This window comes from Marinomonas sargassi (assembly GCF_025716875.1).
GTDB lineage: Bacteria > Pseudomonadota > Gammaproteobacteria > Pseudomonadales > Marinomonadaceae > Marinomonas > Marinomonas sargassi.
The window spans coordinates 713,297-737,266 of record NZ_JAOVZB010000001.1 but is presented as its reverse complement, the minus strand read 5'-3'; the positions used below and the strand labels follow the sequence as shown (position 1 = coordinate 737,266).

The 23,970-nt window shown below is 43.9% G+C and carries 24 protein-coding genes; 18 read left to right on the top strand and 6 right to left on the bottom strand.

Annotation, left to right across the window (positions count from 1 at the left end; all coding sequences use genetic code 11):
• The first annotated feature begins 168 nt into the window (after nt 1–168).
• Complete coding sequence (gene dgt, locus OFY17_RS03570; protein ID WP_263529327.1) at nt 169–1,677, top strand: dGTPase; 1,509 nt, start codon at nt 169–171, stop codon at nt 1,675–1,677.
• Here the strand turns inward: dgt and OFY17_RS03565 are convergent.
• Nucleotides 1,664–2,989 (bottom strand): aminotransferase-like domain-containing protein, encoded by a 1,326-nt coding sequence (locus tag OFY17_RS03565; RefSeq protein WP_263529326.1) that lies wholly within the window; start codon nt 2,987–2,989, stop codon nt 1,664–1,666. The genes dgt and OFY17_RS03565 overlap by 14 nt on opposite strands.
• Nucleotides 2,990–3,188: 199 nt before the next feature.
• Here OFY17_RS03565 and OFY17_RS03560 point away from each other — a divergent pair, with 199 nt between their 5' ends.
• From OFY17_RS03560 to OFY17_RS03520, 9 genes are all read left to right on the top strand, one after another.
• Nucleotides 3,189–4,073, top strand: coding sequence for an NAD(P)-dependent oxidoreductase (locus tag OFY17_RS03560; protein WP_263529325.1), 885 nt, complete (start codon nt 3,189–3,191; stop codon nt 4,071–4,073).
• 113 nt (nt 4,074–4,186) lie between these two features.
• Entirely contained in the window at nt 4,187–4,777 is a 591-nt protein-coding gene (locus tag OFY17_RS03555; RefSeq protein ID WP_263529324.1) for a DNA-3-methyladenine glycosylase I, read from the top strand.
• Between the two features lie 37 nt (nt 4,778–4,814).
• On the top strand, nt 4,815–5,213 hold the full coding sequence (locus OFY17_RS03550; RefSeq protein ID WP_263529323.1) for a GFA family protein: 399 nt from the start codon (nt 4,815–4,817) through the stop codon (nt 5,211–5,213).
• A gap of 171 nt (nt 5,214–5,384) precedes the next feature.
• Entirely contained in the window at nt 5,385–6,380 is a 996-nt protein-coding gene (locus OFY17_RS03545; protein ID WP_263529322.1) for a LacI family DNA-binding transcriptional regulator, read from the top strand.
• Between the two features lie 94 nt (nt 6,381–6,474).
• Nucleotides 6,475–7,830, top strand: a complete 1,356-nt coding sequence (locus tag OFY17_RS03540; RefSeq protein WP_263529321.1) for an ABC transporter substrate-binding protein — start codon at nt 6,475–6,477, stop codon at nt 7,828–7,830.
• Nucleotides 7,831–7,962: 132 nt separating this feature from the next.
• Nucleotides 7,963–8,829: a carbohydrate ABC transporter permease gene (locus tag OFY17_RS03535; RefSeq protein WP_263529320.1), complete on the top strand. Its 867-nt coding sequence runs from the start codon at nt 7,963–7,965 to the stop codon at nt 8,827–8,829.
• 16 nt (nt 8,830–8,845) lie between these two features.
• Entirely contained in the window at nt 8,846–9,808 is a 963-nt protein-coding gene (locus OFY17_RS03530; RefSeq protein ID WP_263529319.1) for a carbohydrate ABC transporter permease, read from the top strand.
• Between the two features lie 38 nt (nt 9,809–9,846).
• Complete coding sequence (locus OFY17_RS03525) at nt 9,847–10,956, top strand: ABC transporter ATP-binding protein (protein WP_263529318.1); 1,110 nt, start codon at nt 9,847–9,849, stop codon at nt 10,954–10,956.
• Nucleotides 10,957–11,175: 219 nt separating this feature from the next.
• A complete protein-coding gene (locus OFY17_RS03520; protein ID WP_263529317.1) occupies nt 11,176–12,459 on the top strand; it encodes a dicarboxylate/amino acid:cation symporter in 1,284 nt (427 codons plus the stop codon).
• A gap of 36 nt (nt 12,460–12,495) precedes the next feature.
• Here OFY17_RS03520 and OFY17_RS03515 read toward each other — a convergent pair whose 3' ends face one another.
• The 5 genes from OFY17_RS03515 to OFY17_RS03495 all read right to left on the bottom strand — a co-directional run bounded on the left by OFY17_RS03515 (nt 12,496) and on the right by OFY17_RS03495 (nt 15,988).
• Nucleotides 12,496–13,011: a YgjV family protein gene (locus tag OFY17_RS03515; protein WP_263529316.1), complete on the bottom strand. Its 516-nt coding sequence runs from the start codon at nt 13,009–13,011 to the stop codon at nt 12,496–12,498.
• 148 nt (nt 13,012–13,159) lie between these two features.
• Entirely contained in the window at nt 13,160–13,888 is a 729-nt protein-coding gene (locus OFY17_RS03510; RefSeq protein WP_263529315.1) for an amino acid ABC transporter ATP-binding protein, read from the bottom strand.
• A complete protein-coding gene (locus tag OFY17_RS03505) occupies nt 13,875–14,525 on the bottom strand; it encodes an amino acid ABC transporter permease (RefSeq protein ID WP_263529314.1) in 651 nt (216 codons plus the stop codon). The genes OFY17_RS03510 and OFY17_RS03505 overlap by 14 nt, the downstream gene beginning before the upstream one ends.
• Complete coding sequence (locus OFY17_RS03500; protein ID WP_263529313.1) at nt 14,522–15,184, bottom strand: amino acid ABC transporter permease; 663 nt, start codon at nt 15,182–15,184, stop codon at nt 14,522–14,524. Before OFY17_RS03500 ends, OFY17_RS03505 begins: the two co-directional genes overlap by 4 nt.
• A gap of 12 nt (nt 15,185–15,196) precedes the next feature.
• On the bottom strand, nt 15,197–15,988 hold the full coding sequence (locus OFY17_RS03495) for a transporter substrate-binding domain-containing protein (protein WP_263529312.1): 792 nt from the start codon (nt 15,986–15,988) through the stop codon (nt 15,197–15,199).
• A 340-nt stretch (nt 15,989–16,328) separates the two neighbouring features.
• Between OFY17_RS03495 and OFY17_RS03490 the strand changes: the two genes are divergently transcribed.
• The 8 genes from OFY17_RS03490 (at nt 16,329) to OFY17_RS03455 (ending at nt 23,922) form a co-directional block, all read left to right on the top strand.
• The gene (locus OFY17_RS03490; RefSeq protein ID WP_263529311.1) at nt 16,329–17,147 is read left to right on the top strand and encodes a MurR/RpiR family transcriptional regulator; all 819 of its coding nucleotides are present in this window, start codon (nt 16,329–16,331) and stop codon (nt 17,145–17,147) included.
• A gap of 237 nt (nt 17,148–17,384) precedes the next feature.
• Entirely contained in the window at nt 17,385–18,110 is a 726-nt protein-coding gene (locus OFY17_RS03485) for an energy-coupling factor ABC transporter ATP-binding protein (RefSeq protein ID WP_263529310.1), read from the top strand.
• Nucleotides 18,085–18,699 carry an energy-coupling factor transporter transmembrane component T family protein gene (locus OFY17_RS03480; protein ID WP_263529309.1) on the top strand — a complete coding sequence of 205 codons (615 nt, stop codon included), beginning with the start codon at nt 18,085–18,087 and terminating at the stop codon, nt 18,697–18,699. Before OFY17_RS03485 ends, OFY17_RS03480 begins: the two co-directional genes overlap by 26 nt.
• The gene (locus OFY17_RS03475) at nt 18,700–19,257 is read left to right on the top strand and encodes a biotin transporter BioY (protein ID WP_263529308.1); all 558 of its coding nucleotides are present in this window, start codon (nt 18,700–18,702) and stop codon (nt 19,255–19,257) included.
• Between the two features lie 64 nt (nt 19,258–19,321).
• On the top strand, nt 19,322–20,074 hold the full coding sequence (locus OFY17_RS03470; RefSeq protein WP_263529307.1) for a BPL-N domain-containing protein: 753 nt from the start codon (nt 19,322–19,324) through the stop codon (nt 20,072–20,074).
• 229 nt (nt 20,075–20,303) lie between these two features.
• A complete protein-coding gene (locus OFY17_RS03465; protein WP_263529306.1) occupies nt 20,304–21,503 on the top strand; it encodes an amidase in 1,200 nt (399 codons plus the stop codon).
• The gene (locus tag OFY17_RS03460) at nt 21,500–23,071 is read left to right on the top strand and encodes a gamma-glutamyltransferase family protein (RefSeq protein WP_263529305.1); all 1,572 of its coding nucleotides are present in this window, start codon (nt 21,500–21,502) and stop codon (nt 23,069–23,071) included. The genes OFY17_RS03465 and OFY17_RS03460 overlap by 4 nt, the downstream gene beginning before the upstream one ends.
• Before the next feature lie 32 nt (nt 23,072–23,103).
• Nucleotides 23,104–23,922, top strand: coding sequence for a sulfite exporter TauE/SafE family protein (locus OFY17_RS03455; protein ID WP_263529304.1), 819 nt, complete (start codon nt 23,104–23,106; stop codon nt 23,920–23,922).
• Nucleotides 23,923–23,970: the final 48 nt, after the last annotated feature.

Genomic DNA, 23,970 nt, shown 5'->3' with positions numbered 1-23,970 from the left:
TTATAAAGCTTGGGAAGTAGGTCGCTCGGTTACAAATTAAATACAATACTGTTACGATTTTACTGGATTTTATTTTTACTTGGCAAACTAACAGTTTACCTACTTGAATGATCATTACCAGTTAAAGTCGCTATTTTGTTTTTCGAGGTCTCTAGAAAGGGGTTGTTTATGGTTGCTAACTTCCAAGAAAAAATATCGTCCCATCGAGTGTTTAATAAAAAAGGCGCTAACCCTGCTCGTAATGAGTTAGCTATTTTTGAAAGTGACCGTGGGCGTATTATCAATTCAGCCGCTATTCGTCGTTTACAGCAAAAAACGCAAGTTTTTCCTCTAGAACGTAACGCAGCAGTCCGTAGTCGGCTAACGCACTCTATGGAAGTTCAGCAAGTCGGTCGTTATATCTGTCAAACCATTATTAGAAAACTCGATCAGCAGGGAAAGTTAGAAACTTATGGTCTAAAAGGTTTAGAACGACAGTTTGAGTCTATTGTCGAAATGTCTTGTCTGATGCACGATGTGGGTAACCCGTCCTTTGGGCATTTTGGGGAAGGGGCGATAAATCAGTGGTTTGATGACCAGATACAACTGTTGATAAGCAGAGATGACATACCAGATGATTTGTCGTTACTGGAGCCTCTAGTAAGAGATATTTGCTCCTTTGAAGGAAACGCACAAGCGCTGCGTATTGTACATGCCCTGCAAACCTTGAATCTAACTTATACCCAGCTTTCGGGCATTATCAAATACACCCGCCGAGCAGATCAATCCAAACCAGATGACCAAGACACCAAAAGCTATCTTAAGAAAAAAGCTGGCTATTACCTGAGCGAGCAGCCAATCGTGCAAGATATTAATGATGCTTTAGTGATAAATGAAGGGTGCCGTTCCCCCTTTTCTTATGTCATGGAAGCGGCTGATGATATTTCTTACTGTATTGCTGACATCGAAGATGCGGTTGAAAAGGGCATAGTCAAATTTGATGAGCTACTGGATAGGCTTAAAGAAGAATATGCCAAGCTGGTGGCTGGTGATGAGTTTTCTATAGCAGATCAAGACGCCAATCTAATGGAAGAACTCATTAGTTATAACCTGAGGCATTACAAACGAACCAAGATAGTTAGCGACTTCTTTGTTCCTTTCCGCGTGGCATTGAATACACGATCTGTTGAGCACGCTAGCGATCAGTTTATCGAAAATATTGAGGCTGTTTTTCAGGGTTGTTACAATCAAGCTTTGATGGAAGACGGAAGCAGCACGCACGCCTTGCTTGAGACGTTGAAATCCGTGGCCTTCAAGTATGTGTTTTGCGCAAAGGAAGTTCAGCGTCAGGAGCTACAAGGCTACCGTATCATTTCAGGCCTATTGGATATCTATAAACCCTTATTGGCCTTAGATAGAAATACCTTTATCAAGATACTAAATAAAGAAAAGAAGGTGCCACTTTACCAGTCCCGATTGTTTAATAAACTGTCGAGCAAACACCTTGCAGCTTATCAGCTAGCTATAAGCAATTTAGCGGATTTTAGAAAGCACTTTGAGAATACAGAGTTAGCTTCCTTGTCTGATAATGCATGGGAGTTCTATTTCCGTTGCCGTTTAATTCAAGATTATATCAGTGGTATGACAGATCAGTTTGCTTACGATGAATACCGTGATTTGCACGTCATCGAGAGTTAATTAAATCTCTTAAAGCACGTAAGCCTTCTTCAAAATAAGTGTCATCGGCAATTGCCATAAGAGATAGGCGGATAGCTTGTGTCGATGTCTTGTTTGCCGTAAAGAACTGACCATCACTGACTAACATACCGCGCTCTTTTGCTGTGGTAGTGAACTCATCAGTTTGCCATTTTTGGGGCAAGGTAAGCCATATATGGTAACTGCTTGTTGACTGAGAAATCACTCCCGGCAAAATCTCATTCGCTAGAGTCTGTCTTTGTTTGGCTATCTGCTTTTGTTGATTGGCTAATTCAAAAGCCAAGCCCGAACGTATCATTCTATCTGCGATTTCAAATGGCAAAGGAGAAGCCAGCCACAGCATGGTCCGAATGTAGGATGCGAGTGCCGATATTTGTGTCTGAGGTACCTTCATATAGCCGCACCTTAACCCCGGACTAATGGCTTTAGAAAGACTGCTGATATAAAAACTTTTCTCTGGAATGAGGTTAGTGATAGGTGCGATGGGTTCGTCGTTCAAGAAGTTATAAATATCGTCTTCTATTAGCCATACAGGGTGCTGTTGAATCACTTCGGCAATGGCCTTGCGTCGAGCTAAAGGCATAGTGACTGTGGTCGGGTTCTGGTGTGAAGGTAGAGCAATGACCAAGCTAGGCTTTTCCTCAATACACACTGCTTTCAAATGCTCAGGCTTCATGCCCTGCTCATCCATATCAACCCCAACAGCATGACGACCTAAGGTTTTGATAATAGATAAAATACCGGGATAAGTAAGCGCTTCCACAGCAATACGATCACCCGGTTTTGAGTAATTTTCGATAAGAGTGGAGAGTGCATGTTGAGCACCATTGGTCAGTAAGATGTGTTCTGGCGAGCGAACTTGTAAGCCAAATTTTTGCATCCAAAGCATGCCAGATTCTTTGTGTTTTATGCTACCTGTGTCCTCCGTGTAACCAAATAAAGAAGGTGAAGAGGGTTGATTGGAGCAACTTTCGATTTGCTGGTACAGCTCAGTGAGGTGGTTGGCATAGCAAGGCTGGAGAATAGAAAAGTTCCATTCACTGTCATCAAATTGGGATTGAATGACCGCTTTTAGGCTTGTTGCTTTTTTGACAAAACTGCCTCGCCCGACGAAAGATTCGATATGCCCTTGCTCCGCCAATAACTTATAAGCCTTCGCGATGGTAATAGCGGTGGTGTTGTAATCTTCTGCTAAGGTTCTATGGGTTGGAAGCTTACTGTCTACTTGATAATGACCTATGTCAATGAGGTGTAAAATGGCTTTCGCAATTTCTTGATATTTAGGTTGAGCCATATTTCCCTCATACAAGGCTAATAAATACAGGGATTTAGTTTAATGCATTGGTGATATCTATGCTAATTAAAATAATTGAACAATCAAATTGACATATGTCAATTATCAATATTAGTATATATCAAATGGTTTGTTTTCGTACTGGTCACTTGAACTTGTCACCAGCATTGACGTTATCGCTTTCAGAGGAGTATTGGATATGGAAAAAGTAAAAGTCGCTTTTATTGGTTTAGGCGTTATGGGTTACCCGATGGCCGGTCATTTGGCGAATGCAGGCTATTCTGTTTGTGTTTATAACCGAACCAAAGCAAAAGCCGATAAATGGGCAAAGGAGTTTTCAGGCACAGCGGCTAATACGCCAGCTGAAGCCGCGACAGGTGCTGATGTCGTCTTTGTTTGTGTTGGTAATGACAATGATGTTCGTAGTGTTATCTATGGCAGTGACGGTGCTTTGGCTGGCATGCATTCTGGCTCGGTTCTAGTGGACCATACCACGACTTCTGCAGTACTGGCGGAAGAACTCTACGCAGCAAGTAAACAGCAGCAAGTTCACTTTGTCGATGCTCCCGTCTCCGGTGGCCAAGCAGGTGCTGAAAATGGTGTATTAACCGTCATGTGTGGAGGCGATGAATTGGCTTTTCAGACGGCTTCAGAAGTGATGACCCATTACTCTAAACAGATTCAGTTGATGGGTGTTGCTGGGCAAGGCCAGCGCAGTAAGATGGTCAATCAAATTTGTATCGCAGGGGTTTTACAGGGGCTAAGCGAAGCGTTAATGCTGGCGGAAAAGGCCAACCTAGATATTAAGCAAGTTGTCGATACGTTACAGCATGGCGCTGCTGGCTCATGGCAAATGGCAAACCGATTAGAAACCATGGCTCAAGACAAGTTTGATTTTGGTTTTGCTATTGATTGGATGCGCAAAGATTTAGGTATCTGCCTTGATCAGGCAGAGCAATATCAGCTGGACCTACCTTTAACTAAACAAACAGACTCCTATTATGCAGACCTTCAAGCTGAAGGCTTGGGTCGTATGGATACGTCGGTATTAGTAAAAGCTGTCAAGAAAAGTGTCAGCGGCTAATTCCAGCACAGATATTCCAGCATAGATGTGAAGCCAATTTTTTGGCTTCACATTGTTTCATTATAATGATTTGATAGGGGCTCTTGAATGGTATCTGGGAGCGGCGTTAAAGCATGGAGCAAGATCAGAAATCTCGCTGTGTTTGGGCGGATAGCGCCCCTGACTTTCCCCATTATCACGATAAAGAATGGGGCCTTCCCGTTGATGATGACCAGCGTCTATTCGAAAAACTCTGCCTAGAAACCTTTCAATCAGGCCTTAGCTGGCGAACCATTTTGTCTAAACGAGACAGTTTTCGCCTAGCCTTCCAACACTTCGATTTTCATAAAGTGGCTGAATTTGACGATGTAAAAGTCGCCGAGTTACTGGCTAATAAAGACATTATACGTAACAAGCGCAAAATCCTCGCTGTGATCAATAATGCTCAACGAGCTCAAGAACTAGTGGCAGAAGAAGGCTCCCTAGCGGCTTTTTTATGGCGTTATGAACCGGCAAACCAAGATGTTCCTCCTGCTAGTCAAACTACCTGTGCAGAATCCATTGCGCTATCAAAAGCCCTCAAAAAGCGCGGTTGGACTTTTGTTGGACCGACGACCCTATATGCCTTTATGCAGTCGATGGGACTGATTAATGACCATGAGGAGCAATGCTTCATGCGTCAAAAAATACATCAAGCAAGAAAAGAGTTTAAAAGGCCCACATAAAGCCTGCTTCATTAGTCAGATAAAAGGAGAAGAAGGGATGATTCACAAGATTGGCGATACTATTATCCAACCTAAACACAAAGCCACTTGCCATTGTGGTGCAGTGGAATTGGAGCTGACTTTGCCCAATGGTGTCGAAAACCCAAGGCGTTGCGATTGCTCTATTTGTCGGCGCAAAGGTGCCATCGTTGGCTCGGTAGACTTAGCCAACCTGCGCATTGTAAAAGGCCATGACGTTCTCAAGTTGTATCAATTTAATACCAATGTAGCGAAACACTTTTTTTGCTCAGAGTGTGGCATTTATACCCATCATCAAAGACGATCTTTCCCGAATTTATATGGTTACAACATAGGTTGCCTTGAAGGAGTTAACCCCTTCGATATAGAAAATGTTGTGACCAACGATGGCGTCAATCACCCAGCGGATAGGCAGTGATTAATACTAAAACGCTCTATAAGTGTGCAAAAATAAAGCCTTGCATCGAAACATTTTCGGTCTTATCGTCGATTTAGCTGATCACAAAATACACAATATAGAGCTTTATAAATTAAAGTTTTCATATGGATTGAATAAAAATAAGAGTGGCAAAAGTGCAGCTGAAAAAACATGTCAATTAAAGAGATAGCTACCCAACTAGACTTGTCGGTCTCCACAGTGTCGCGAGCACTGAATGACTACCCAGACATTAGCCCACGCACTAAAAAGCGTGTGATGAAAGAGGCTATGCGTCAGGGGTATCAGTTAAAAGGAGCAGATTCAGCTCATTGGGTACAGGCCAAGCGGGTGATTACTGCGATTGTGCCGAGCCAAGAGGCTCAATATCTCGACGCCATTCTTTCGAAGGTATTAGCGGGTGTCCGTCAGGCACTGCAAGTAGAAGGCTACTTGCTCCAAGTGGTGATGATAGACACTGGTGAACAGGAATTAAGCGAGTTTGAGCGCCTTGTTAAAGCGGGCGATCAAGAGGGCTTTTTACTCCTTCGTACTCGGGTCAACGACCCTAAAATCCATAGATTACTGAAACTTAACGTACCTTTTGTGTGCTACGGCCGTAACGAACAAGCCGATGCCTTTGCTTGGCTGGATTTGGATAACTACCAAGTGGGTCGACTGAGTTTGAACCAACTGTATGAGCAAGGCCATCGCCATATAGGGGTGATCACGGTGAATGATCGCTACTATTTCGCTAAAGAAAGGCAGCGAGGCATACAGTCGGCAGCGCAGGAAAAGGCGTTAAGCATTAACATAGAGGATTATTTGGAAGTGGGTTTCAATGAGGAAGAAACCTATTTGGCCTGTGCAGAGTATCTGTTACAGCGTCCGCATATTACCGCGCTAATTTGCTTAACCTCGACCAGTGCACGTAGTGCCGCGTTGGCGGTGATGAGAATAAAAGGGATGGAACACGATATTTGCGTGGTTGGGTGCGATACCCCTTTTGATGAGTTGGCTGCCAATATGGGCATTGTTTGTATTCAGCAAGCAGCGCCTAATCAGATTGGTGAACAACTCGCGAAAATGATGACTTCTCGTATTAAAGGTGTACCCGTAGAAGCTTTGCAAAAAATATTAGCTCCCGGAGTTGTACAAACGGGATTCTAACAATTTTGTAGAGCAAAAATTGAATGACAAAAATTAAGTTTAGAAAGCCCTGAAAACAAAATATTAATAAAAATAAACCTGTGAGGAAGTGACAATGAACAAGCTTAACCCCCTAATAGTCACCAGTACTGTATTAGCAAATGGATTGCTATTTAGCTCTATGAGCCAAGCAGCTACTGTCGAGTTCTGGACTGCTCAAACTCAAACTGATCGACTGCAAACCATTGAATTGCTTGCCGATACTTTTGAGGCCCTCAATGACAACGTGACGGTGAAAGTGGTTGCCGTTGATGAAAACGAAATGGCGACCCAAATGGCAGCAGCGGTTGCTGCTGGTACCACGCCAGAGCTGATAGAAGTCAATTCTGAGCTGATTATGGCCTTTGGTGAAGAGGGCGTAGTGGATACCAGTTCTCACCAAGCTGTGGTTAAGGATATCGGCCAAACGCGTTTTCATACTGGCGCACTAAATAGCTTAAAGTCGCCTTCAGGTGAATATTACGGCTTACCCTACCACGGTTGGATTCAGGGTATTTGGTACCGTAAAGACTGGTTTGCAGAGAAGGGACTAGCAGCCCCTAATACGTGGGAAAACATTGCTAAGGCCGCCGAAGTGTTAACTGACAAGGCTAATAACCAATACGGCATCTTGGTAGGAACGAAACAAGATAGCTATACAGAACAAGTATTTACTCAATTAGCCTTGTCCAATAATGCCAGTGAGTTTGATGAGCAAGGGAACCTTGTATTTAACAGCCCTGCGACACTAGAAACCATCGAATATTATAATGAGCTTGCCCAGTACAATCCTCCCGGGCCACAAAACTGGCGTGCAAGGGATTACTACTTGCAAGGCAAAATGGCCATGTTCTTTTACTCCACCTACATCATGGATGATTTATCGCTAGCAGAGGTGGCAAAAAGCTCCTTAACTTCAGAGAACTTCAAAGAACTGAGCGGCGGCACTTTTGACCCAAACTTGGTGAAAAACACTGGATTTGAGCCCATTATCACCAATAAAAGCGCTGCATCTTATGGCACAGTATCTGGTTTAGTAGCATTAAAAAACCAAAATGCGGAAGACCAAAAAGCCACCCAAGACTTCATCAAGTTCATGTATGACCCAGCAAGTTACATCATCTTTTTGCACATGGCTCCGGGTGGCATGAACCCTATGCTGAAAGGCATTGCGGAAGACCCTTCCTACCGTACCGACCCTACAGGGGTATTTAACCTGTATGGTGCGGATCAAATGAAACAAATCGTTTCTGGTTTTGACACGATACGCTCCTTCTCTGTTGTCGATGGCAAAACCTACCCAGCTTCGGGTGAGATTTTTGCTAAGTCTGTCATTCCGAGAATGATCTATGACGTCACTATCGAAGGCAAAGACCCTCAAGAAGCGCTCGATGAAGCGGAAGCTGAGATGAAAGCCATTATTGCTAAATAAATTAGGTTGGTGAACTTGCACCTGCTGTGCAGGTTCACCTCTTAAGGCTTTAAAAACGGTTTTTTAAAAGAGTTTTAGGTTTCTTTGATTCGCCGAATTAGGTTGCTTTTTTGCGATCTGAAGGGAGAGACGATGTCATCTGTATTGATCAAAAACGAAGCGAGACTGGGGCTCAAGTTAGTGGCTCCGGCAGTAGGCATTATTGGCTTACTGGTTATCTACCCTATTTTATTTAATGTCTATTTAAGTTTTTTCGATGTGCAGCTTAATGGCACAAAAATCTTTGTTGGCTTTGATAATTACAGCGAGCTACTGGGTAATCCTCGTTATTATAATTCCATAGGAATTTCAGTGGTTTACCTATTAGGGACTGTGACCGGTACCACGGTATTAGGGCTCGCCGCCGCTATCTTAATGAACCAAGAATTCCACTTTCGTAACCTCGCCCGTGGCCTTATTTTACTGCCCTACTTTGCCCCTGTGATCAGTGTGGTGTTTGGTTGGCAGTTCATTTTCGACCCTGTAAATGGCATTTATAACCATGTGATGGTGGATGTGCTGCATTTATCAGATACCCGAGAGAATATGATTGGTGACCCAGATTCCGCTCTCTTCGTGGTGATCCTGTTTGATATTTGGAAGCATTTCCCAATTGCTTATCTGTTGCTACTCGCCAAATTGCAAAGTGTTCCAAAAGATTTATATGAAGCGGCAGCTATTGATGGGCAGAATGCTTGGGGGCGCTTTTGGCATGTGACACTGCCTGAGCTGAAGTTTGTTATTGCGACAGTGGTTCTGTTACGCATTATCTGGAACCTCAACCGTTTCGAGGATGTCTTCCTGCTCGCACCTAACGTAGAAACCTTGCCTATTTTTACTTATTACCAAGCATTTTCTGGTGTTGTTGATCAGGGTGGAGCTGCCGCCATATCTGTTATACAGCTCTTGGTTCTAGTTGGGTTAATTTGGCTTTACGTTCGTAAAGTCCTGAAATGGTAGAGGTGGAGAAGTTACTATGATGAATAAACGTACTCCCATTCAATCTGTTGTTTTATACACTCTGGTTATCGCCTTGGTGATCTTTTGTGTGTTTCCGTTTTTACAGATTTTATCGACATCGCTAAAGCACCCCATTGACTGGGGCAACCCTTCTTTATGGCCAAGAGTATTGCATCTAGAAGCCTATAAGGAGCTACTGGGTTTAATGCCCACCAAAGAAGTTGAAATTCCCGAGACAATACAGCGCTTGCTCAATAACCCCGCTTTATCGGAAGAGAAGAAACAAGCGCTACTGGCGAAGTTTAGCTCAGGTGGAGAAGTATTCTCTTTCGGGCGTTACATGCTAAACACCTTTACCATCTCTTTTGTGACGGGCGTGTTTTCGACTTTGCTGGCCTCTTTAGCTGCCTATGCAATTGCTCGCTTGCGCTTCCCAGCACAATCGCTCATGGCAAACGGTGTTTTGTTTGTTTATATGGTCGGCGGTGTTTTATTGATGGTGCCGCTCTATCAAATGAGCGTGACCGTTGGTTTAGCTTCCAGTGCCAGTGGAACGATATTGAGTTTGTTTTTGATTTATCTGATTCAAACACTGCCTGTAGCCATGTACATGTTAGGTAACTACTTTAGAACCATTCCATTCTCCCTTGAAGAAGCGGCCATGATGGATGGCTGTTCGAGAGTGGAAGCATTCTGGCGGATTATCATGCCGCTTTCTAAACCCATGTTATTTACCGTGTTTATTTATTGTTTTGTGATTGCGTGGAACGAATATCTGTTTGCTTCCGTGTTCCTAAAACAATATCAAGATTTCCATACTCTGCCCTTAGCATTGCAAACCCTATTCACTTCCAAAAATGCCATTTGGGATCGAATTATGGCGGCCTCAATGTTAACGCTGTTACCTGTGATCATTTGTTTCATGCTGGCAAACCGACATCTATCGGGTGGTTTAACGGACGGTGGCGTCAAAGGCTAATGACGTCTAGGCCACAATAAGGAATTAGGAGAAAGTAAATGAGTTCTGTGATTTTACGCAATGTTTGCAAGTCGTACGGCAATTTACCTATCGTCAAAAGTTTAAATTTAGAGGTAAAAGACGGCGAATTTGTTGTTCTGGTAGGCCCTAGTGGTTGTGGCAAAAGTACCACATTGCGCATGGTGGCGGGTCTAGAAGACATTACTCAGGGCGATGTGCATATTGGCGATCAAGTGGTGAATGATTTACCACCCCACAAGCGAAATATCGCCATGGTATTCCAAAATTATGCTCTTTACCCCCATATGTCGGTGCGGGAAAACATTGTCTTTGGTTTGAAAAAGTCGGGGGCAGATGCGACGACAATCGCCAGCAAATTGGCGGATGTGTCCGAAATGCTGAAGTTGAATGAATATCTAGATAGAAAACCCGCTGACTTATCTGGCGGTCAGCGGCAGCGGGTCGCAATGGGCAGAGCATTGGCACGGGATGCAGATGTGTATTTATTTGATGAGCCTTTGTCGAACCTTGACGCCAAGCTACGGCATCACATGCGTACCGAGATCGCTCGTATTCAGCATCAATATAATATGACGGCCATTTATGTCACCCACGATCAAGTTGAAGCCATGACCCTAGGTGATAGAGTCGTAGTGATGCGAGATGGCATTGTTGAGCAGGTAGGAACGCCGATGGAAATCTATTTGCAGCCATCAAGTACCTTTGTTGCCACCTTTATAGGCTCTCCAGCCATGAATTTGATCGAAGCTCAGGTAGAGGACGGAGAGTTAGTTTTTTCTGGTTATCGAATTCCAATAAGTAAAATCGCTAATACCAGTGAGGCAGACCTACAAGTGTATCGAAAAGTGCTTGTTGGCATCAGGCCAGACTTTTTTGAAGATAGCCAATTGACCTCGCCAAGCGATCACCTTTTTGAGTTTGGTTCCGTGAAAGTGGATCTGGTGGAAAACCTTGGTTTTGATAAGGAAATTACTTTCAAATTTGGTCAGGAAGAAGCCAAAGCACGATTGGATTTACGTTCTCATATTGTTCGTGAACAAGTTATTTCTCTATCGGTCGATTTGAATAGAGTGTTGCTTTTTGATACCAGCTCCCAAGGCATGTTGCTGAACGCTGGAAGCCTATAACGCCCCATTCGACAGCCTTCCCAGGGAGGCTGCTCGCTTTTTACTAGCTATTTTGATCCAAACTTCTTCTCATTCTCATTAACGTTCTGCAACAAATTCCAACAAAAGCAGACACCCCGAATAGCCTTGTCGTGTTTATTTATTAGCTTAATAAATCATCTGTATTGGTTTATTAAAAGAGGCGAATAAACACATGATATTTGTAAACAAGGGGAAGTTATGAACGCAACGTTCAAGGTTTTATTAGGGATGGTATTCGGCATCTCAGTCGGTCTTATCATAAATATATTTGGTTTTAACAATACTGGTTCATGGGCGAATGAATATTTAACCAATGGTTTGTTTCATATTGTCGGCTCCATGTTTGTTAACGCGTTAAAAATGTTGGTTGTACCACTGGTATTCTTTTCGTTAGTGTCTGGGGTATGTGGTATTGGCGATATTCGATTATTGGGGCGTATCGGCTCCAAATCCTTTGCTTTATATTTGCTAACGACGGCATTGGCAATTGCGACAGCGCTTGTTATCGCGACTTTCTTTAATATTGGCGATGGCTTAAATGCAACATCTGATGCAAGTTTCTCTGGTCGAGAAGCGCCACCACTGTCTTCTGTGCTGGTTAACATTATTCCTTCAAACCCAATTAGCGCTATGAGTAATGGTGAGATGCTACCTGTTATCTTCTTCTCTATTATCTTTGGTGTCAGTGTTTTGATGGTAGGGAAAAAAGCAGAAACCGTTAGTGATTTCATTGAAGCTTTGAACAACATCATGATGAAAATGGTCAGCATTGTAATGGCTGTAGCGCCTTATGCTGTGTTCTGTTTGATTGCTAAAGCCATCGCGAACTTAGGTTTGGATCTGCTTGCTCAATTGCTAGGTTATGTTTTGGTATTAATCGGTGCCTTGCTATTCCACCTATTTGTTACCATGCAAGTCATTCTAAAAGTGCTGTCAGGCTTGAACCCGCTGACCTTCTTGAAAAAAATGCGTAGTACTCAAGTATTTGCATTTAGTACAGCAAGTTCGAATGCGACGATTCCTGTGACACTTCGTACCGTAACTAAGAGACTAGGAGTCAATAACTCAGTAGCTTCTTTTACCGTGCCTTTTGGTGCCACCATCAATATGGATGGTACGGCGATCATGCAGGGTGTTGCGACGGTATTCATAGCAAATGTCTATAACGTTGACCTTGGCATGATGGGTTATCTGACAGTAATTCTTATGTCAGTACTAGCCTCTATCGGTACGGCAGGTGTGCCTGGCGTTGGTTTGATTATGCTTTCCATGGTATTTGTTCAAGTTGGCCTACCAGTGGAAGGTATTGGTCTTATCCTAGGTGTGGATCGTCTTCTCGACATGGTGCGTACTGCGGTTAACGTATCTGGTGATGCCGCTGTTTCTACCATAGTTTCGAAAAGCGAAGGTCAGCTAGACGAGTCAGTGTTTAATGACCCTCAAGCAGGTAATGAGTCAGACTTAGCGGAAGCAAAAGCCTAAGCGATTAGTTGTCAAAAAATAGAAAAAGTCAGTCTATTAAGTAGACTGGCTTTTTTTTCGCTCGTCTTTTAGTAGACGAAGGATAGTGATCGCATTGGTGGTGATAAGGGTTGCCTCAAGCAAGGTGCCGCCAATAGAACCGACTAAAAGGTTATTAGTAAGCCAGCAACAAGCCCCCACTAAGAAGGCAATACGCATTGGAATACCCTTTAGAACAAAGAGTGCATAAGTGCCAATACACATGCCCATCACTGCCCATAAATCCCATATCTCATCGGCCATATAAAAACCGCTGATAAGGCCAATGGCAATGAATAAAAAAGCCACCCACTTAGATGAAACATAAATAGAAAGTCCGGTACGGAAAGCGGAAAGTAAAGAGCTAATGGCAGAAACAACTGTGCCTAGCAATAGATAATGAATGGCGTGATTAAGGTTAAAAATGCACATGACGATTTTTAATTTTTTGTCGTCTTTTTGGTAAAACGCATACATGCCTATGGCAAAGCTAGCGAAGCCCATTAATTGTGCTATCCATTCTTGATTTATCATCTGGTCTCTATTTTCTTGGTTCTTTTTAAAGGAGGGGGAGAGAGTAAAGAAAAATGGGGTATTAGGCCAATACTGATAAAGAAATTGGCCTAAAGTCTTAGTTCTTATTTTGGGTTACGTATATGCTCAGTTCGAGCAGTTAAAGCAGTTAAAGCACAGCTCCTAAGAACTGCTTCAACTCGTCTGTTTGAGGGTTGGTTAACAGCACCTTGGGGTCGCCTTCTTCCCATACCTTGCCTTGATGCATGAATACCACTCGGTTACCTACTTCACGGGCGAAGTTCATCTCATGGGTCACCAATATCAAGGTGATACCTTCTTCCGCTAACGTTTCGAGAACCTTTAAAACTTCTCCTACTAGCTCAGGGTCTAGGGCGGAAGTAATCTCATCACATAAGAGTACTTTAGGGGACATGGCTAACGCGCGAGCAATGGCAACACGCTGTTGCTGACCACCAGATAGGGTGTCTGGATAGTTATCAAATTTTTCTGCTAACCCTACTTTTTCCAACATGTTGCGAGCAATTTTTTCGGCTTCTGCCTTGCTCTTTTTAAGCACGATAGTTGGGGCGAGCATGACGTTCTCACCCACTGTTTTATGGGGGAAAAGGTTGAAGTTTTGGAAAATCATACCAACGCTTAGGGCGAGGCGTCGCACTTGCACGTCTTCAGAGGTGACTTCATTGCCATCAACCACAATGCCACCTTTCTGATAGGCTTCTAAACCATTAATACAGCGTAATAATGTGCTTTTTCCTGAGCCACTTTTACCTATGATGGAAATCACTTCCCCTGCATTAATGGAGAGGTCTATACCTTTTAAGACATGAAAATCGCCATAGTATTTATGGACTTGGTGTAGATCAACGAGAGACATTGAATTTTTTCTCCAGAACTTTGCTGTACCAAGACAATGGGTAGCACAACAAGAAGTAGATGATGGCGACTAGACTAAAGACTTTAAAAGGTTCAAAAGTCGCATTGTTCAGCATGGTGCCTACTTTAGTGAGTTCTACAAAGCCGATGATTGAGGCTAAGGCTGTACCTTTTATCACTTGTACAGAAAAGCCAACAGTAGGTGCCGTGGCGACTCGAATAGCTTGCGGTAGAATGATATGACGTAAAGTTTGTAGAAAGCCTAAGCCTAAGCAGCGGCTCGCTTCCCATTGCCCTTTAGGCAAAGTATCGATACAGCCACGCCAAATCTCTACCAAGAAAGCACTAGTGAAAAAGGTTAACGAGAGAATCGCTGCGCTCCACGCTGAGATCTCATAACCTAAAATAGAGAGGCCAAAGAAGCAGATGAACATCTGCATTAACAAAGGCGTACCTTGAAAAATTTCCACATAAACACGCACCACCATATTCATGGCCGAATTACCTGTGAGACGCATGGCGGTTAATGCGAGGGCCACACTGGTTCCACCAATAAAGGCGGCTAACGACAATAAAATGGTCCACTGGGTGGCGAATAATAGGTTGCGTATAATGTCTAAGTTTGAGAACTCAATCATCTTGCCTCCCTAAAAGCGAAGAGGCGCTTTCCTAGCAAATTAAATGCGAACCTTAAAAGAACCGATAAGCCGAGGTAGAGAAAGGCAGTTACAAAATAGCTTTCGAAGGCACGGAAGTTTCTGGATTGCACGAGGTTGGCGGCATAGGTCAGATCTTCAACGGAGATCTGAGAAATTACGGCAGAACCTAGCATGACAATAACGCATTGGCTGGTGAGCGCAGGGTAAATTTTTTCGAAAGCAGGAATAAAGATGACATGCACCAGCATTTGGCGAAAGTTAAGCCCGAGTACTTTTGCTGCTTCTATTTGCCCCTTACCAATGTTGTTCAGGCCAGCGCGAATAATCTCCGTACTATATGCCCCTAAGTTAATGGTAAGCGCGATAACACTGGCTTCCCATGGGGATAATTTAAAACCGATGGAAGGTAGGCCAAAGAAGATAAAAAATAGCTGTACGATAAAAGGCGTGTTGCGAATTAACTCCACATAGGTGGTGACCAACCTTTTTGCTAAGTGATGTCCATATTGTTTTATGGTTGCGCAGCTCGTCCCTAATGCGATACCTAAAAAAGTGGTGAGTATAGTTAATTCAACAGTGGTCATAAGACCACTGAAGAATAGGTCGCTATACGGAAGTAAATCAGAGAAATACAGCATAGCTATCCTTAACTAGGCACCGAATCCATTTGGTAGAGGAGCTTTCAGCCATTTCATTGAGATTTCATCTAGTTTCCCAGAGGCTAATGCTTTCTTAATCAGCTCGTTTACTTTAGCTTGTAAAGCCACTTCGCCTTCCGCCATACCAATGTAGCAAGGAGAGTCTTTCAACATAAATTTGCTGATAGGCGCACGTTTTGGCTGGCGTTTAGCAATTTCCGCCGCCACAAGGTTACCTGTTGCGATAAGGTCAACTTGACCCGTTAAGTAAGCCGTTAATGTAGTGTTATTGTCTTCAAAACGACGAATATCAGAAGTAGATGGTGCGTGTTTTTCTAGCTCTAAATCTTCCACTGAACCACGGGTTACGCCGATAACTTGAGTCGCTAAGTCTTCGATTTTTGTCACATTTACATCACTAGAACCAAACACACCTAAGAAGAAAGGAGCGTAAGGAGTAGAAAAGTCGATGGCTTTTTCACGTTCAGGGTTTTTACCCAAACTTGAGATAACAAGATCTACTTTTTTGGTTTGTAGGTAAGGGATTCGATTGGCACTGGTAACAGGTACGATTTCAACTTTTACACCCATTTCATCAGCAATGTAGTTTGCCATATCGATATCAATACCTTGGGGCTTTAGGTTTGTGCCAATAGAGCCAAATGGAGGGAAATCTTGTGGTACAGCAATACGAATCAGTTTTCGTGATTCGATATCTTGCAGTACATCGGCAGTGGCCTGAAAAGCGGAAAAGCTTGCTGCAACAACAAGGGCTTTAGATAGCAGTTTGGTGATAGCTTTCATGGTTTGAGGGTCCTCATACTTCCATATTGATTTAAGTTACAAAATACATTTAGCAACTCTTGTGCCATTTGTGAAATTTACGTTTCTTTTTTTATATATGTGAAACAAATGTATCTAAAAATGGTCTTTTTCTATGATTACAGGGCAGGTGAAACAGGCTGAGCTGACTTGTATGGAAAATTGGAGAGGTAAATTTAGCGTACAATTAGTGCACAATTCATATTTGTCGATTTTTTGGTGCAGATGATGATTTTTCTAAGACGACAATCAAAGGTGACTTGTTCTCACCTCCCTTAATGGTTAACTTAGGGGCTATTCTATTTAGGTCGAGGTTTATTGAGTGACAACTAAGCAAGATGTGCTTTCTTTAATTGAAATTAACTACCCAAAGCTATCCCCATCGGCGCGTAGTATAGCGAACTACTTGCAACAGCATCCGCTTGCCATTGTGAGCCAAACATCCGCTGAAATTGCTGAAAGTACCAGCACATCGAAAGCAACAGTGAGTCGGTTCTTTCGACAAATTGGTTTTGAGTCTCAGCAAGATGCCAAACAAGCTCAGTTGTCTTTGCGTAAAAGTGGTATGCCGATTTTTACGCAAAACTCCTCGTTAGATCAGACCTCAGAAGAGCTAAAAAACCTATCTCTTACCTTTGACGGGTTGCGCCCCGAAGTACTGAACAACATCAGTGAACGTATTGCTAAGGCAAGTCGTGTGACCTTAATCGGCTTTCGTAATGCCTACCCCCTAGCTTTGCACTTTCGTCAGCAGCTGCAGCAAGTACGTCATTCTGTACGATTACTACCGCAACCGGGTCAAACGCTGGGGGAGGATCTGCACGATATTCTCGAAGGAGAAGTGATTGTATTACTCGGCTTCCGCCGTCGAACTCGCCAATTCAAGCAAATTGTTGAAATTTTGAAAGGCAGAGACACTGTGCTTATCACTGATCCAACCGGTCAGGTGTATAACCAACAAGTTTCCGATGTGCTGCTTTGTCATCTTGGTAATGAAAGCCCATTCGATAGTTATGCCGCCCCAATGAGTTTGATCTCAATGCTATGCAATAGGGTGTACGGTTATTTAGGGGAAGATGCTAGCCGACAAGCCCAAGATATCGCTGATCTATATGATGAGTTGGATGAACTAGAGCCTTAAAAAATAAAAGCAACTTCTTCAAGGGAAAGGTTATGCAGTCATCAGCACTCGTAACCTGCTTATGCGACTTGAGCTCTTGAATAAAACGCATAGGTCTGATTGCTTTTTAAGCATTAGTATACCTGCTTCAATTAACGAGTTTACATCCGCCTCTTACGTTGCTAGTATCCCGCGCTCAATGTGTATGGATAGGTGTGCATTATTCATAATATGAACAAGCCTAATGAAGATTCTACTATGACTGGTTGTGCTATTCGGTTAGATCAGGTGTGCCTAGAGATTGAAGGTAAGCTAGTGATCAATCAGTTATCTTTGGATACTAATGTCCGCCGATTGGGTGTGATTGGTCGTAATGGCTCTGGAAAATCTACCTTATCTCGCTTACTTTCAGGCTTGATTGACACTACCGCTGGTCAGCTTGAGATTGCAGGCTTCAACCCGTTCAAAGACCGTCGTGCTGCATTGCGCGAGGTTGGGCTCTTGTTCCAGAACCCAGAGCACCAGATTATTTTTCCGACTGTTTTAGAAGAAGTGACATTCGGGCTGCGTCAACTGGGGCAAGATAAAAACACTGCCAAAAATAACGCACTAGAAGTCTTGTCTAGGTTCGGCAAAGAGCACTGGCAGGATGCGCATTGTTCCTCTTTATCTCAGGGGCAAAAGCATCTAGTTTGTCTGATGTCGATTGTGGCTATGAAACCTAATCTCATAATTCTCGATGAACCCTTTGCTGGACTGGATATTCCTACCAAGCGACAGTTACAGCGTTATCTCGACACCTTTTCTGGCAGTCTTATTCACATCACTCATGACCCTGATGATTTGCATAACTACGATCAACTATTGTGGTTGGAAGCGGGTCAAGTGGAAGCCTTGGGCGATTCTAACGAGATCATGCCTCGCTATTTAGCTGCCATGCATAAACTGGGAGAAAGTGATGATATCTCTGACATCTCCAGTTGAAACACGTGCACATCATTGGTCTGCTGGATTAAAACTGGGCTTGTTGAGTCTGGTGACTTTTGGTTTGTTCTTTGTTGACAGTGTTGTCTTTCATGGCCTGTTTTTGCTTTTTGTGGTTGTGCTCTACGCATTGCCCGGAGCACTCTTCTTTAAGCATGGCTGGAAGCATCTGAAAATTTTATGGCCGTTTGTTTTGCTTGTGCTTGTTTGGCACCTGATCGCAGATGAGCTGCAGCTGGGTCTCACCATTGTGTTTCGTATGGTCTCCGCAGTGGGGCTAGCGACTCTAGTCACTATGACAACGCGTCTTTCCGACATGATAGATGTTGTGCATTGGCTAACTCGACCTCTACAACGGCTGGGCTTTAACCCCCGTGCACTAGAGTTGGCGATAGCATTGGTGATTCGAATGACCCCTGTGTTGGTTTCCAAAGGGCAAAGTCTGGCTTTGTCTTGGCGAGCTCGATCAAATCGTCGATCTGGTTGGCGAATCATTTTACCCTTTACGGTCCTCGCGCTTGACGATGCGGACCATGTTGCCGAAGCCTTAAAGGCTCGCGGCGGATTAATAAACCAAGAGAGAAAATAGATGGAAAAGAATATTGCCTACATAGCTTTGTTTGCGGCTTTAATTGCAGCACTTGGCTTGATACCTAAAATCACCCTCGGCTTTGGCGTACCAATTACTGCGCAAGGTCTTGGTATTATGCTTTGTGGCACGATACTTGGTGCCAAGCGCGGCGCTTTAGCTGTGCTATTACTGCTATTGCTCGTTGCATTGGGCTTGCCTTTATTGGCAGGAGGACGTGGTGGTTTAGGGCTATTTTTTGGCGTAACAGGAGGCTTCCTAATTGGCTGGCCTATCGCTGCTTATGTAACGGGTCTGATCGTTGAAAAATGGCGTACTGGCTCTATTGCGGTTGTCTCAGCCATTGCCTCAATTATTGGTGGCATCTTGGTCATGTATTTGTTTGGTATTGTCGGTATGGCGATTGTATTAGAAAAAACATTCTTCGAGTCTGCAGCATTGATGACGGCTTTCATTCCTGGCGACATCCTTAAAGCGATTATTGCTGGTTTGTTGACTGCAGCTATTGCGAAAGCTCGCCCGGCAAGCCTGTTGTCGCGACAGGCCAAAGCGGGCTAATAAAAGACTTTTTTAGCTCTTAGTCGATAGATATATCTGCGTTAGTTGTAATAGAGGACGTTAGGTGAACATTCAGATTTATACCGATAATGTCTCCGCAAACCACATCCTCTATTACGCTCTGGCACGGCTTTACGGTAAAAAGAACGTTTGTTTTGTTAATGCTAATGAAATTTTAAATGGCGCATTAACGGACAGTGTGGACGTATTGGTGATGCCCGGTGGTGCCAGCCGCTATAAAGCAGATAAACTCAATGGCGCCGCAAACCATATAATAAAGACCTATGTTGAACGGGGTGGCCGCTATTTTGGCATTTGTGCGGGTGCCTATATGGGCTGCAATATGACGAAATGGGCGCAAGGTTTGCCCCATGAAATCATCACCGAGAATGAATTGGCGTTCTTCTCGGGCGTCGCTATCGGCCCGATTGAAGCGTTTGGTCGGGGAGATAATTATAATCAGACGGACGCTCATCTAGTCACTCTGGAATACCAAGGAAAATTGGTCCCTTCATTGTATTTGGGTGGTTGTGTTTTTAGGCCTGATACGGTCAGTGACGATGAAGAAAGCGCTTATAAAGTACTGGCGTCTTTTGCAGACTTGCCGGAAAAGCCCGCTGCTATTGTCTCTGGACAATACGGTCAGGGGCGGTGGTTGCTTTGCTCAACACACCCTGAATACGATAACGAAGCTGTTAAGCTGGTTGACTTTAACGTAATCGGTAATCAGTACGAGCATTTTTCTCGGTTGCCAGACGACGCCGATTTAGGCTTGGAGCTTCTGGAAAGCCTATTGGCTAACCTGACTTCTTGTTAAAAGTTACCTATTTCAAAGATTACACTGTCTATTTGAATAGTTAAGTCACTCATCTTAGACAAAAACTATGCTGTAACCAGTACATTAGCCTGAATATCGTCATATTTCATACCTTTTAATTTTTCAAATACTATGCAACGGACTTTTGCCAGAATGGATTAGTTAGATATGTTTCAGTTGACATATTGGTGAGACGGTTGTTTCATGTATTTTATATGCAGGGGGATACATGAAGCACGCCATAGTCAAAAATCCATTTATTTATTCAGAAAACAACCACTTTCGTCACGAAATCGCACTAAATACCACAGTGCCTTTGAATGGCTTACGCTTGGCTGTGAAAGATTTATTTCATATGGCAGGGCTGCCAACGACTGCGGGTAATCCCCATTGGCTTTCTTCACACCCTATACCTACACAAACAGCGTCTAGCGTTACTGCTCTGTTAAATGATGGTGCTGAATTTTGCGGAAAAACCATTACAGACGAGCTGGCTTACAGCTTGAATGGCCAGAATATTCATTATGGCACTCCTGAAAACCCAATAACGCCAGAGAGGCTTCCCGGTGGCTCATCATCTGGTTCGGCGGTGGCGGTTTCGGCCGGTTTAGCGGACATCGGTTTGGGTACAGACACGGGAGGCTCTATTCGAGTCCCTTCAAGCTACAACGGTTTGTTTGGATTACGACCAACCCATGGCGTCATCAGTATGGATAACATGGTCGCCCTTGCGCCTTCTTTTGATACGGTTGGTTGGATGACGAAAGATATTGTCCAACTAGAAAAAGTAGCTAAGTCGCTACTGCCAAATGAAGTGTTTTTTTCAGAAAGCTTTCCAGCAGAAGGTGTTTATATCGCAGATCACCTGATGGCCTCTTGCGAACATAAAGAAGCGCTTCAAGAGCAATTAAACATGTGGCGCCGTAATGGTGTTTTAGCAAACGAAAACAGCATAGAAATTGATGTGGAAGTTTGGCAATTAAGTGAAACTTTTCGCACATTACAAGGGGCGGAAATTTGGCAACAGCATGGCCAATGGATAGACGATGTTGCTCCCGTATTTGCGGACGATATTGCCCTACGTTTTGAGTGGTGTCGGACTATTTCAGAGGGCGAAGTGAAGGCTGCACAAAAGCGTCGAGATGACTTTACGAATTGGATAGAAAGTACACTGAAAGATCGCATTTTAATTATCCCTACAACACCGGGATTATCGCCTCTTTTCGATACAAATGATCAAGATTTAGCGCTATATCGAAACCGCTTGATGAATTTGACGGCTATTTCTGGTCTTGCTGGTTTGCCACAACTGCATTTACCCGTTTGTGAATTATCAGGTGCGCCTTGTGGTCTTTCTTTAGTAGGGGCAAGAGGCACTGACTTGCAACTTATTCAATATGCGAAAACATTACTGGGAGCTTCAGAATGAGCGAAATAGCCTTTACTGCTCCACATTTTAAAGCGACCGAAGCCGGTCTAGAAATACTAAAAAAAGGCGGCACGGCGATCGAGGCTATGGTGGCGGCTGCAGCGACGATTGCGGTGGTTTACCCCCATATGAATGGCCTTGGAGGCGACGGTTTTTGGCTCATCAGCGAACCGGGTAAAAAGCCCATTGCGATTGATGCTTCTGGTACATCTGCTGCACAAGCAACATTGAATTTTTATCAAGGCTATGGGGCTATTCCTGCACGAGACGGAAAAGCGGCTATCACCATGGCTGGTGCTGTAGCAGGCTGGCAAGCGGCCTTAGAGCAAAGCGAGCAATGGCAAGCCAATATGCCTTTAACTGAGTTATTAGCCTCCGCTATAGAAGCGGCTAAGCTTGGTTCACCCGTTACCGAAAGCTATGTGGCGGCCAGTAAAAAAGTATTTGACGATTTAAAAGATGTTCAAGGCTTCCCTTGTTTCTTAAAAGAAGGCGAGATATATCAAGAAGGTGATAATTTAACCTTACCTGCTTTGGCTGAAACACTAAGTACATTGGCTGAAAAAGGGCTAGGGGATTTTTATCACGGTGGAATTGCAAAACAACTCGCGGCAGACTTAGAAGCCGCAGGTTCGCCGATTCGCCTGCAAGACTTCCATAACTATCAAGCAAAAGCGGCCTCACCGCTAGAAGTTACTACTAGCAAAGGAACACTTTATAACCTACCTGCTCCGACTCAAGGCATTGCCTCTCTGCTTATCTTGGCCTTATACGACCGTGTACAACACCTCGGCAGCAGTACGGCAGATATGGCTCACCTGTTAATTGAATGTACTAAACAAGCCTTTATTGCCCGTAATCAGCATGTGGCTGATGAATCTCGTTTGAGTTTAGATTTATCCACTTTATTGGAAGATGAGCAGCTATCGAAGATGTGCCAAGCGATTTCTTTGGAGCAAACCCAACCTTGGCCTCACGTTGCCAAGCTGGGTGACACCATTTGGATGGGGGCATGTGATAGCGAAGGCCGAATGGTGAGCTACATTCAGAGCTTGTATTGGGAGTTTGGGTGCGGCGTGGTGAGTTCTTCTACTGGCATTGTGTGGAATAACCGCGGCTCATCCTTTTCATTAGATGAAGCATCACTGCAAGCGCTAGCACCGAATATGAAGCCATTTCACACATTGAACCCTGCATTTGCTGAGCTAAAGGATGGCCGTCGTATGGTCTATGGCACCATGGGGGGCGAAGGGCAACCACAAACTCAAGGCGCCTTGTTTAGTCGTTATGTTTACCATGGTATGCCTTTAGATAAAGCCATTAGTGAAGGTCGTTGGTTGTTGGGCCGCACATGGGGCGATGAAAGCCACAACTTAAAAATAGAGGCTGATTTGGCCGAACAAATACAAAAAGATTTATTAGCGAAAGGGCACGACCTAGTTGTGGTTCCTGCTTGTAATGAATTAATGGGACATGCCGGTGCAGTGATTCGTCTGGAAAATGGCGCAACATTGGCGGCAACTGACCCACGAAGTGATGGTTTAGCACTGTCAAAAAAGATTAACTGAGACAAAAAGATAGATTGAATCTGGAGAATGAAATGTCGTTTATAATGGAAAACTATTCCATGTTATTGGCCATGATGGGTACCGGTGTTGTTGCTGGTGTTTTGGCTGGTTTGTTAGGTGTTGGTGGCGGTATTGTCATCGTGCCAGTGCTTTTCTTTATTTATCAAGGGCTTGGCGTTGCTGCAGATTCGGCAATGTTGGTGGCCACAGCGACGTCCTTGGCGACCATTATCCCAACTTCTATCAGCTCGATTCGTTCTCACCATGCTAAGGGCAATGTGGACTTTGCCCTATTGAAGCACTGGGGCGTATTTATCTTCGCTGGTGTGCTGGTGGGTAGTGTCACGGTAACCATGGTGGAAGGTTCATTACTTACTCTGTTGTTCGGCATTATCGCGACCTTATCTGCGCTTAACATGTTGCTAGGCCGCAAGGATGCCTTCTTTCAATCTTTACCGGGTAAAGCAGGACAAGGTGCTATTGCTACGGGTATTGGTTTTTTCAGCAGCATGATAGGCATTGGTGGCGGTACATTAACTGTCCCAACACTGACATTTTGTAATTATCCTGCTCACCGTGCAGTAGGCACCGCAGCCGCAGTGGGTTTAATTATCTCCTTACCGGGTGCATTGACCATGTTGGTAATGGGCGAACGACCAGTTGACGCTCCTTTTGGCACAGTGGGTTTAGTAAACCTAATCGGCTTTGCTTTTATCGTACCCTTGACCGTTTTGTTTGCTCCAGTGGGCGCAGGTTTAGCGAATCGTTTGGATGCCGCAAAATTGAAAAAAGTATTTGCTGTCGTGCTGATATTTACTGGTCTGCGTATGTTGTACCAAGTATTGGCTTAAGACCTTTATATGGCTACTGCGCTTGTAAATTCATTGTTAAAAATAGAC

Coding starts and splice junctions, on each gene's coding strand:
- OFY17_RS03540 (WP_263529321.1), top strand. CDS start 6,475: ATGAACAAGCTTAACCCCCTAATAGTCACCAGTACTGTATTAGCAAAT.
- OFY17_RS03520 (WP_263529317.1), top strand. CDS start 11,176: ATGAACGCAACGTTCAAGGTTTTATTAGGGATGGTATTCGGCATCTCA.
- OFY17_RS03545 (WP_263529322.1), top strand. CDS start 5,385: ATGTCAATTAAAGAGATAGCTACCCAACTAGACTTGTCGGTCTCCACA.
- OFY17_RS03460 (WP_263529305.1), top strand. CDS start 21,500: ATGAGCGAAATAGCCTTTACTGCTCCACATTTTAAAGCGACCGAAGCC.
- OFY17_RS03465 (WP_263529306.1), top strand. CDS start 20,304: ATGAAGCACGCCATAGTCAAAAATCCATTTATTTATTCAGAAAACAAC.
- dgt (WP_263529327.1), top strand. CDS start 169: ATGGTTGCTAACTTCCAAGAAAAAATATCGTCCCATCGAGTGTTTAAT.
- OFY17_RS03495 (WP_263529312.1), bottom strand. CDS start 15,988: ATGAAAGCTATCACCAAACTGCTATCTAAAGCCCTTGTTGTTGCAGCA.
- OFY17_RS03535 (WP_263529320.1), top strand. CDS start 7,963: ATGTCATCTGTATTGATCAAAAACGAAGCGAGACTGGGGCTCAAGTTA.
- OFY17_RS03555 (WP_263529324.1), top strand. CDS start 4,187: ATGGAGCAAGATCAGAAATCTCGCTGTGTTTGGGCGGATAGCGCCCCT.
- OFY17_RS03550 (WP_263529323.1), top strand. CDS start 4,815: ATGATTCACAAGATTGGCGATACTATTATCCAACCTAAACACAAAGCC.
- OFY17_RS03455 (WP_263529304.1), top strand. CDS start 23,104: ATGTCGTTTATAATGGAAAACTATTCCATGTTATTGGCCATGATGGGT.
- OFY17_RS03480 (WP_263529309.1), top strand. CDS start 18,085: ATGATATCTCTGACATCTCCAGTTGAAACACGTGCACATCATTGGTCT.
- OFY17_RS03560 (WP_263529325.1), top strand. CDS start 3,189: ATGGAAAAAGTAAAAGTCGCTTTTATTGGTTTAGGCGTTATGGGTTAC.
- OFY17_RS03505 (WP_263529314.1), bottom strand. CDS start 14,525: ATGATTGAGTTCTCAAACTTAGACATTATACGCAACCTATTATTCGCC.
- OFY17_RS03485 (WP_263529310.1), top strand. CDS start 17,385: ATGACTGGTTGTGCTATTCGGTTAGATCAGGTGTGCCTAGAGATTGAA.
- OFY17_RS03475 (WP_263529308.1), top strand. CDS start 18,700: ATGGAAAAGAATATTGCCTACATAGCTTTGTTTGCGGCTTTAATTGCA.
- OFY17_RS03525 (WP_263529318.1), top strand. CDS start 9,847: ATGAGTTCTGTGATTTTACGCAATGTTTGCAAGTCGTACGGCAATTTA.
- OFY17_RS03565 (WP_263529326.1), bottom strand. CDS start 2,989: ATGGCTCAACCTAAATATCAAGAAATTGCGAAAGCCATTTTACACCTC.
- OFY17_RS03515 (WP_263529316.1), bottom strand. CDS start 13,011: ATGATAAATCAAGAATGGATAGCACAATTAATGGGCTTCGCTAGCTTT.
- OFY17_RS03530 (WP_263529319.1), top strand. CDS start 8,846: ATGATGAATAAACGTACTCCCATTCAATCTGTTGTTTTATACACTCTG.
- OFY17_RS03510 (WP_263529315.1), bottom strand. CDS start 13,888: ATGTCTCTCGTTGATCTACACCAAGTCCATAAATACTATGGCGATTTT.
- OFY17_RS03500 (WP_263529313.1), bottom strand. CDS start 15,184: ATGCTGTATTTCTCTGATTTACTTCCGTATAGCGACCTATTCTTCAGT.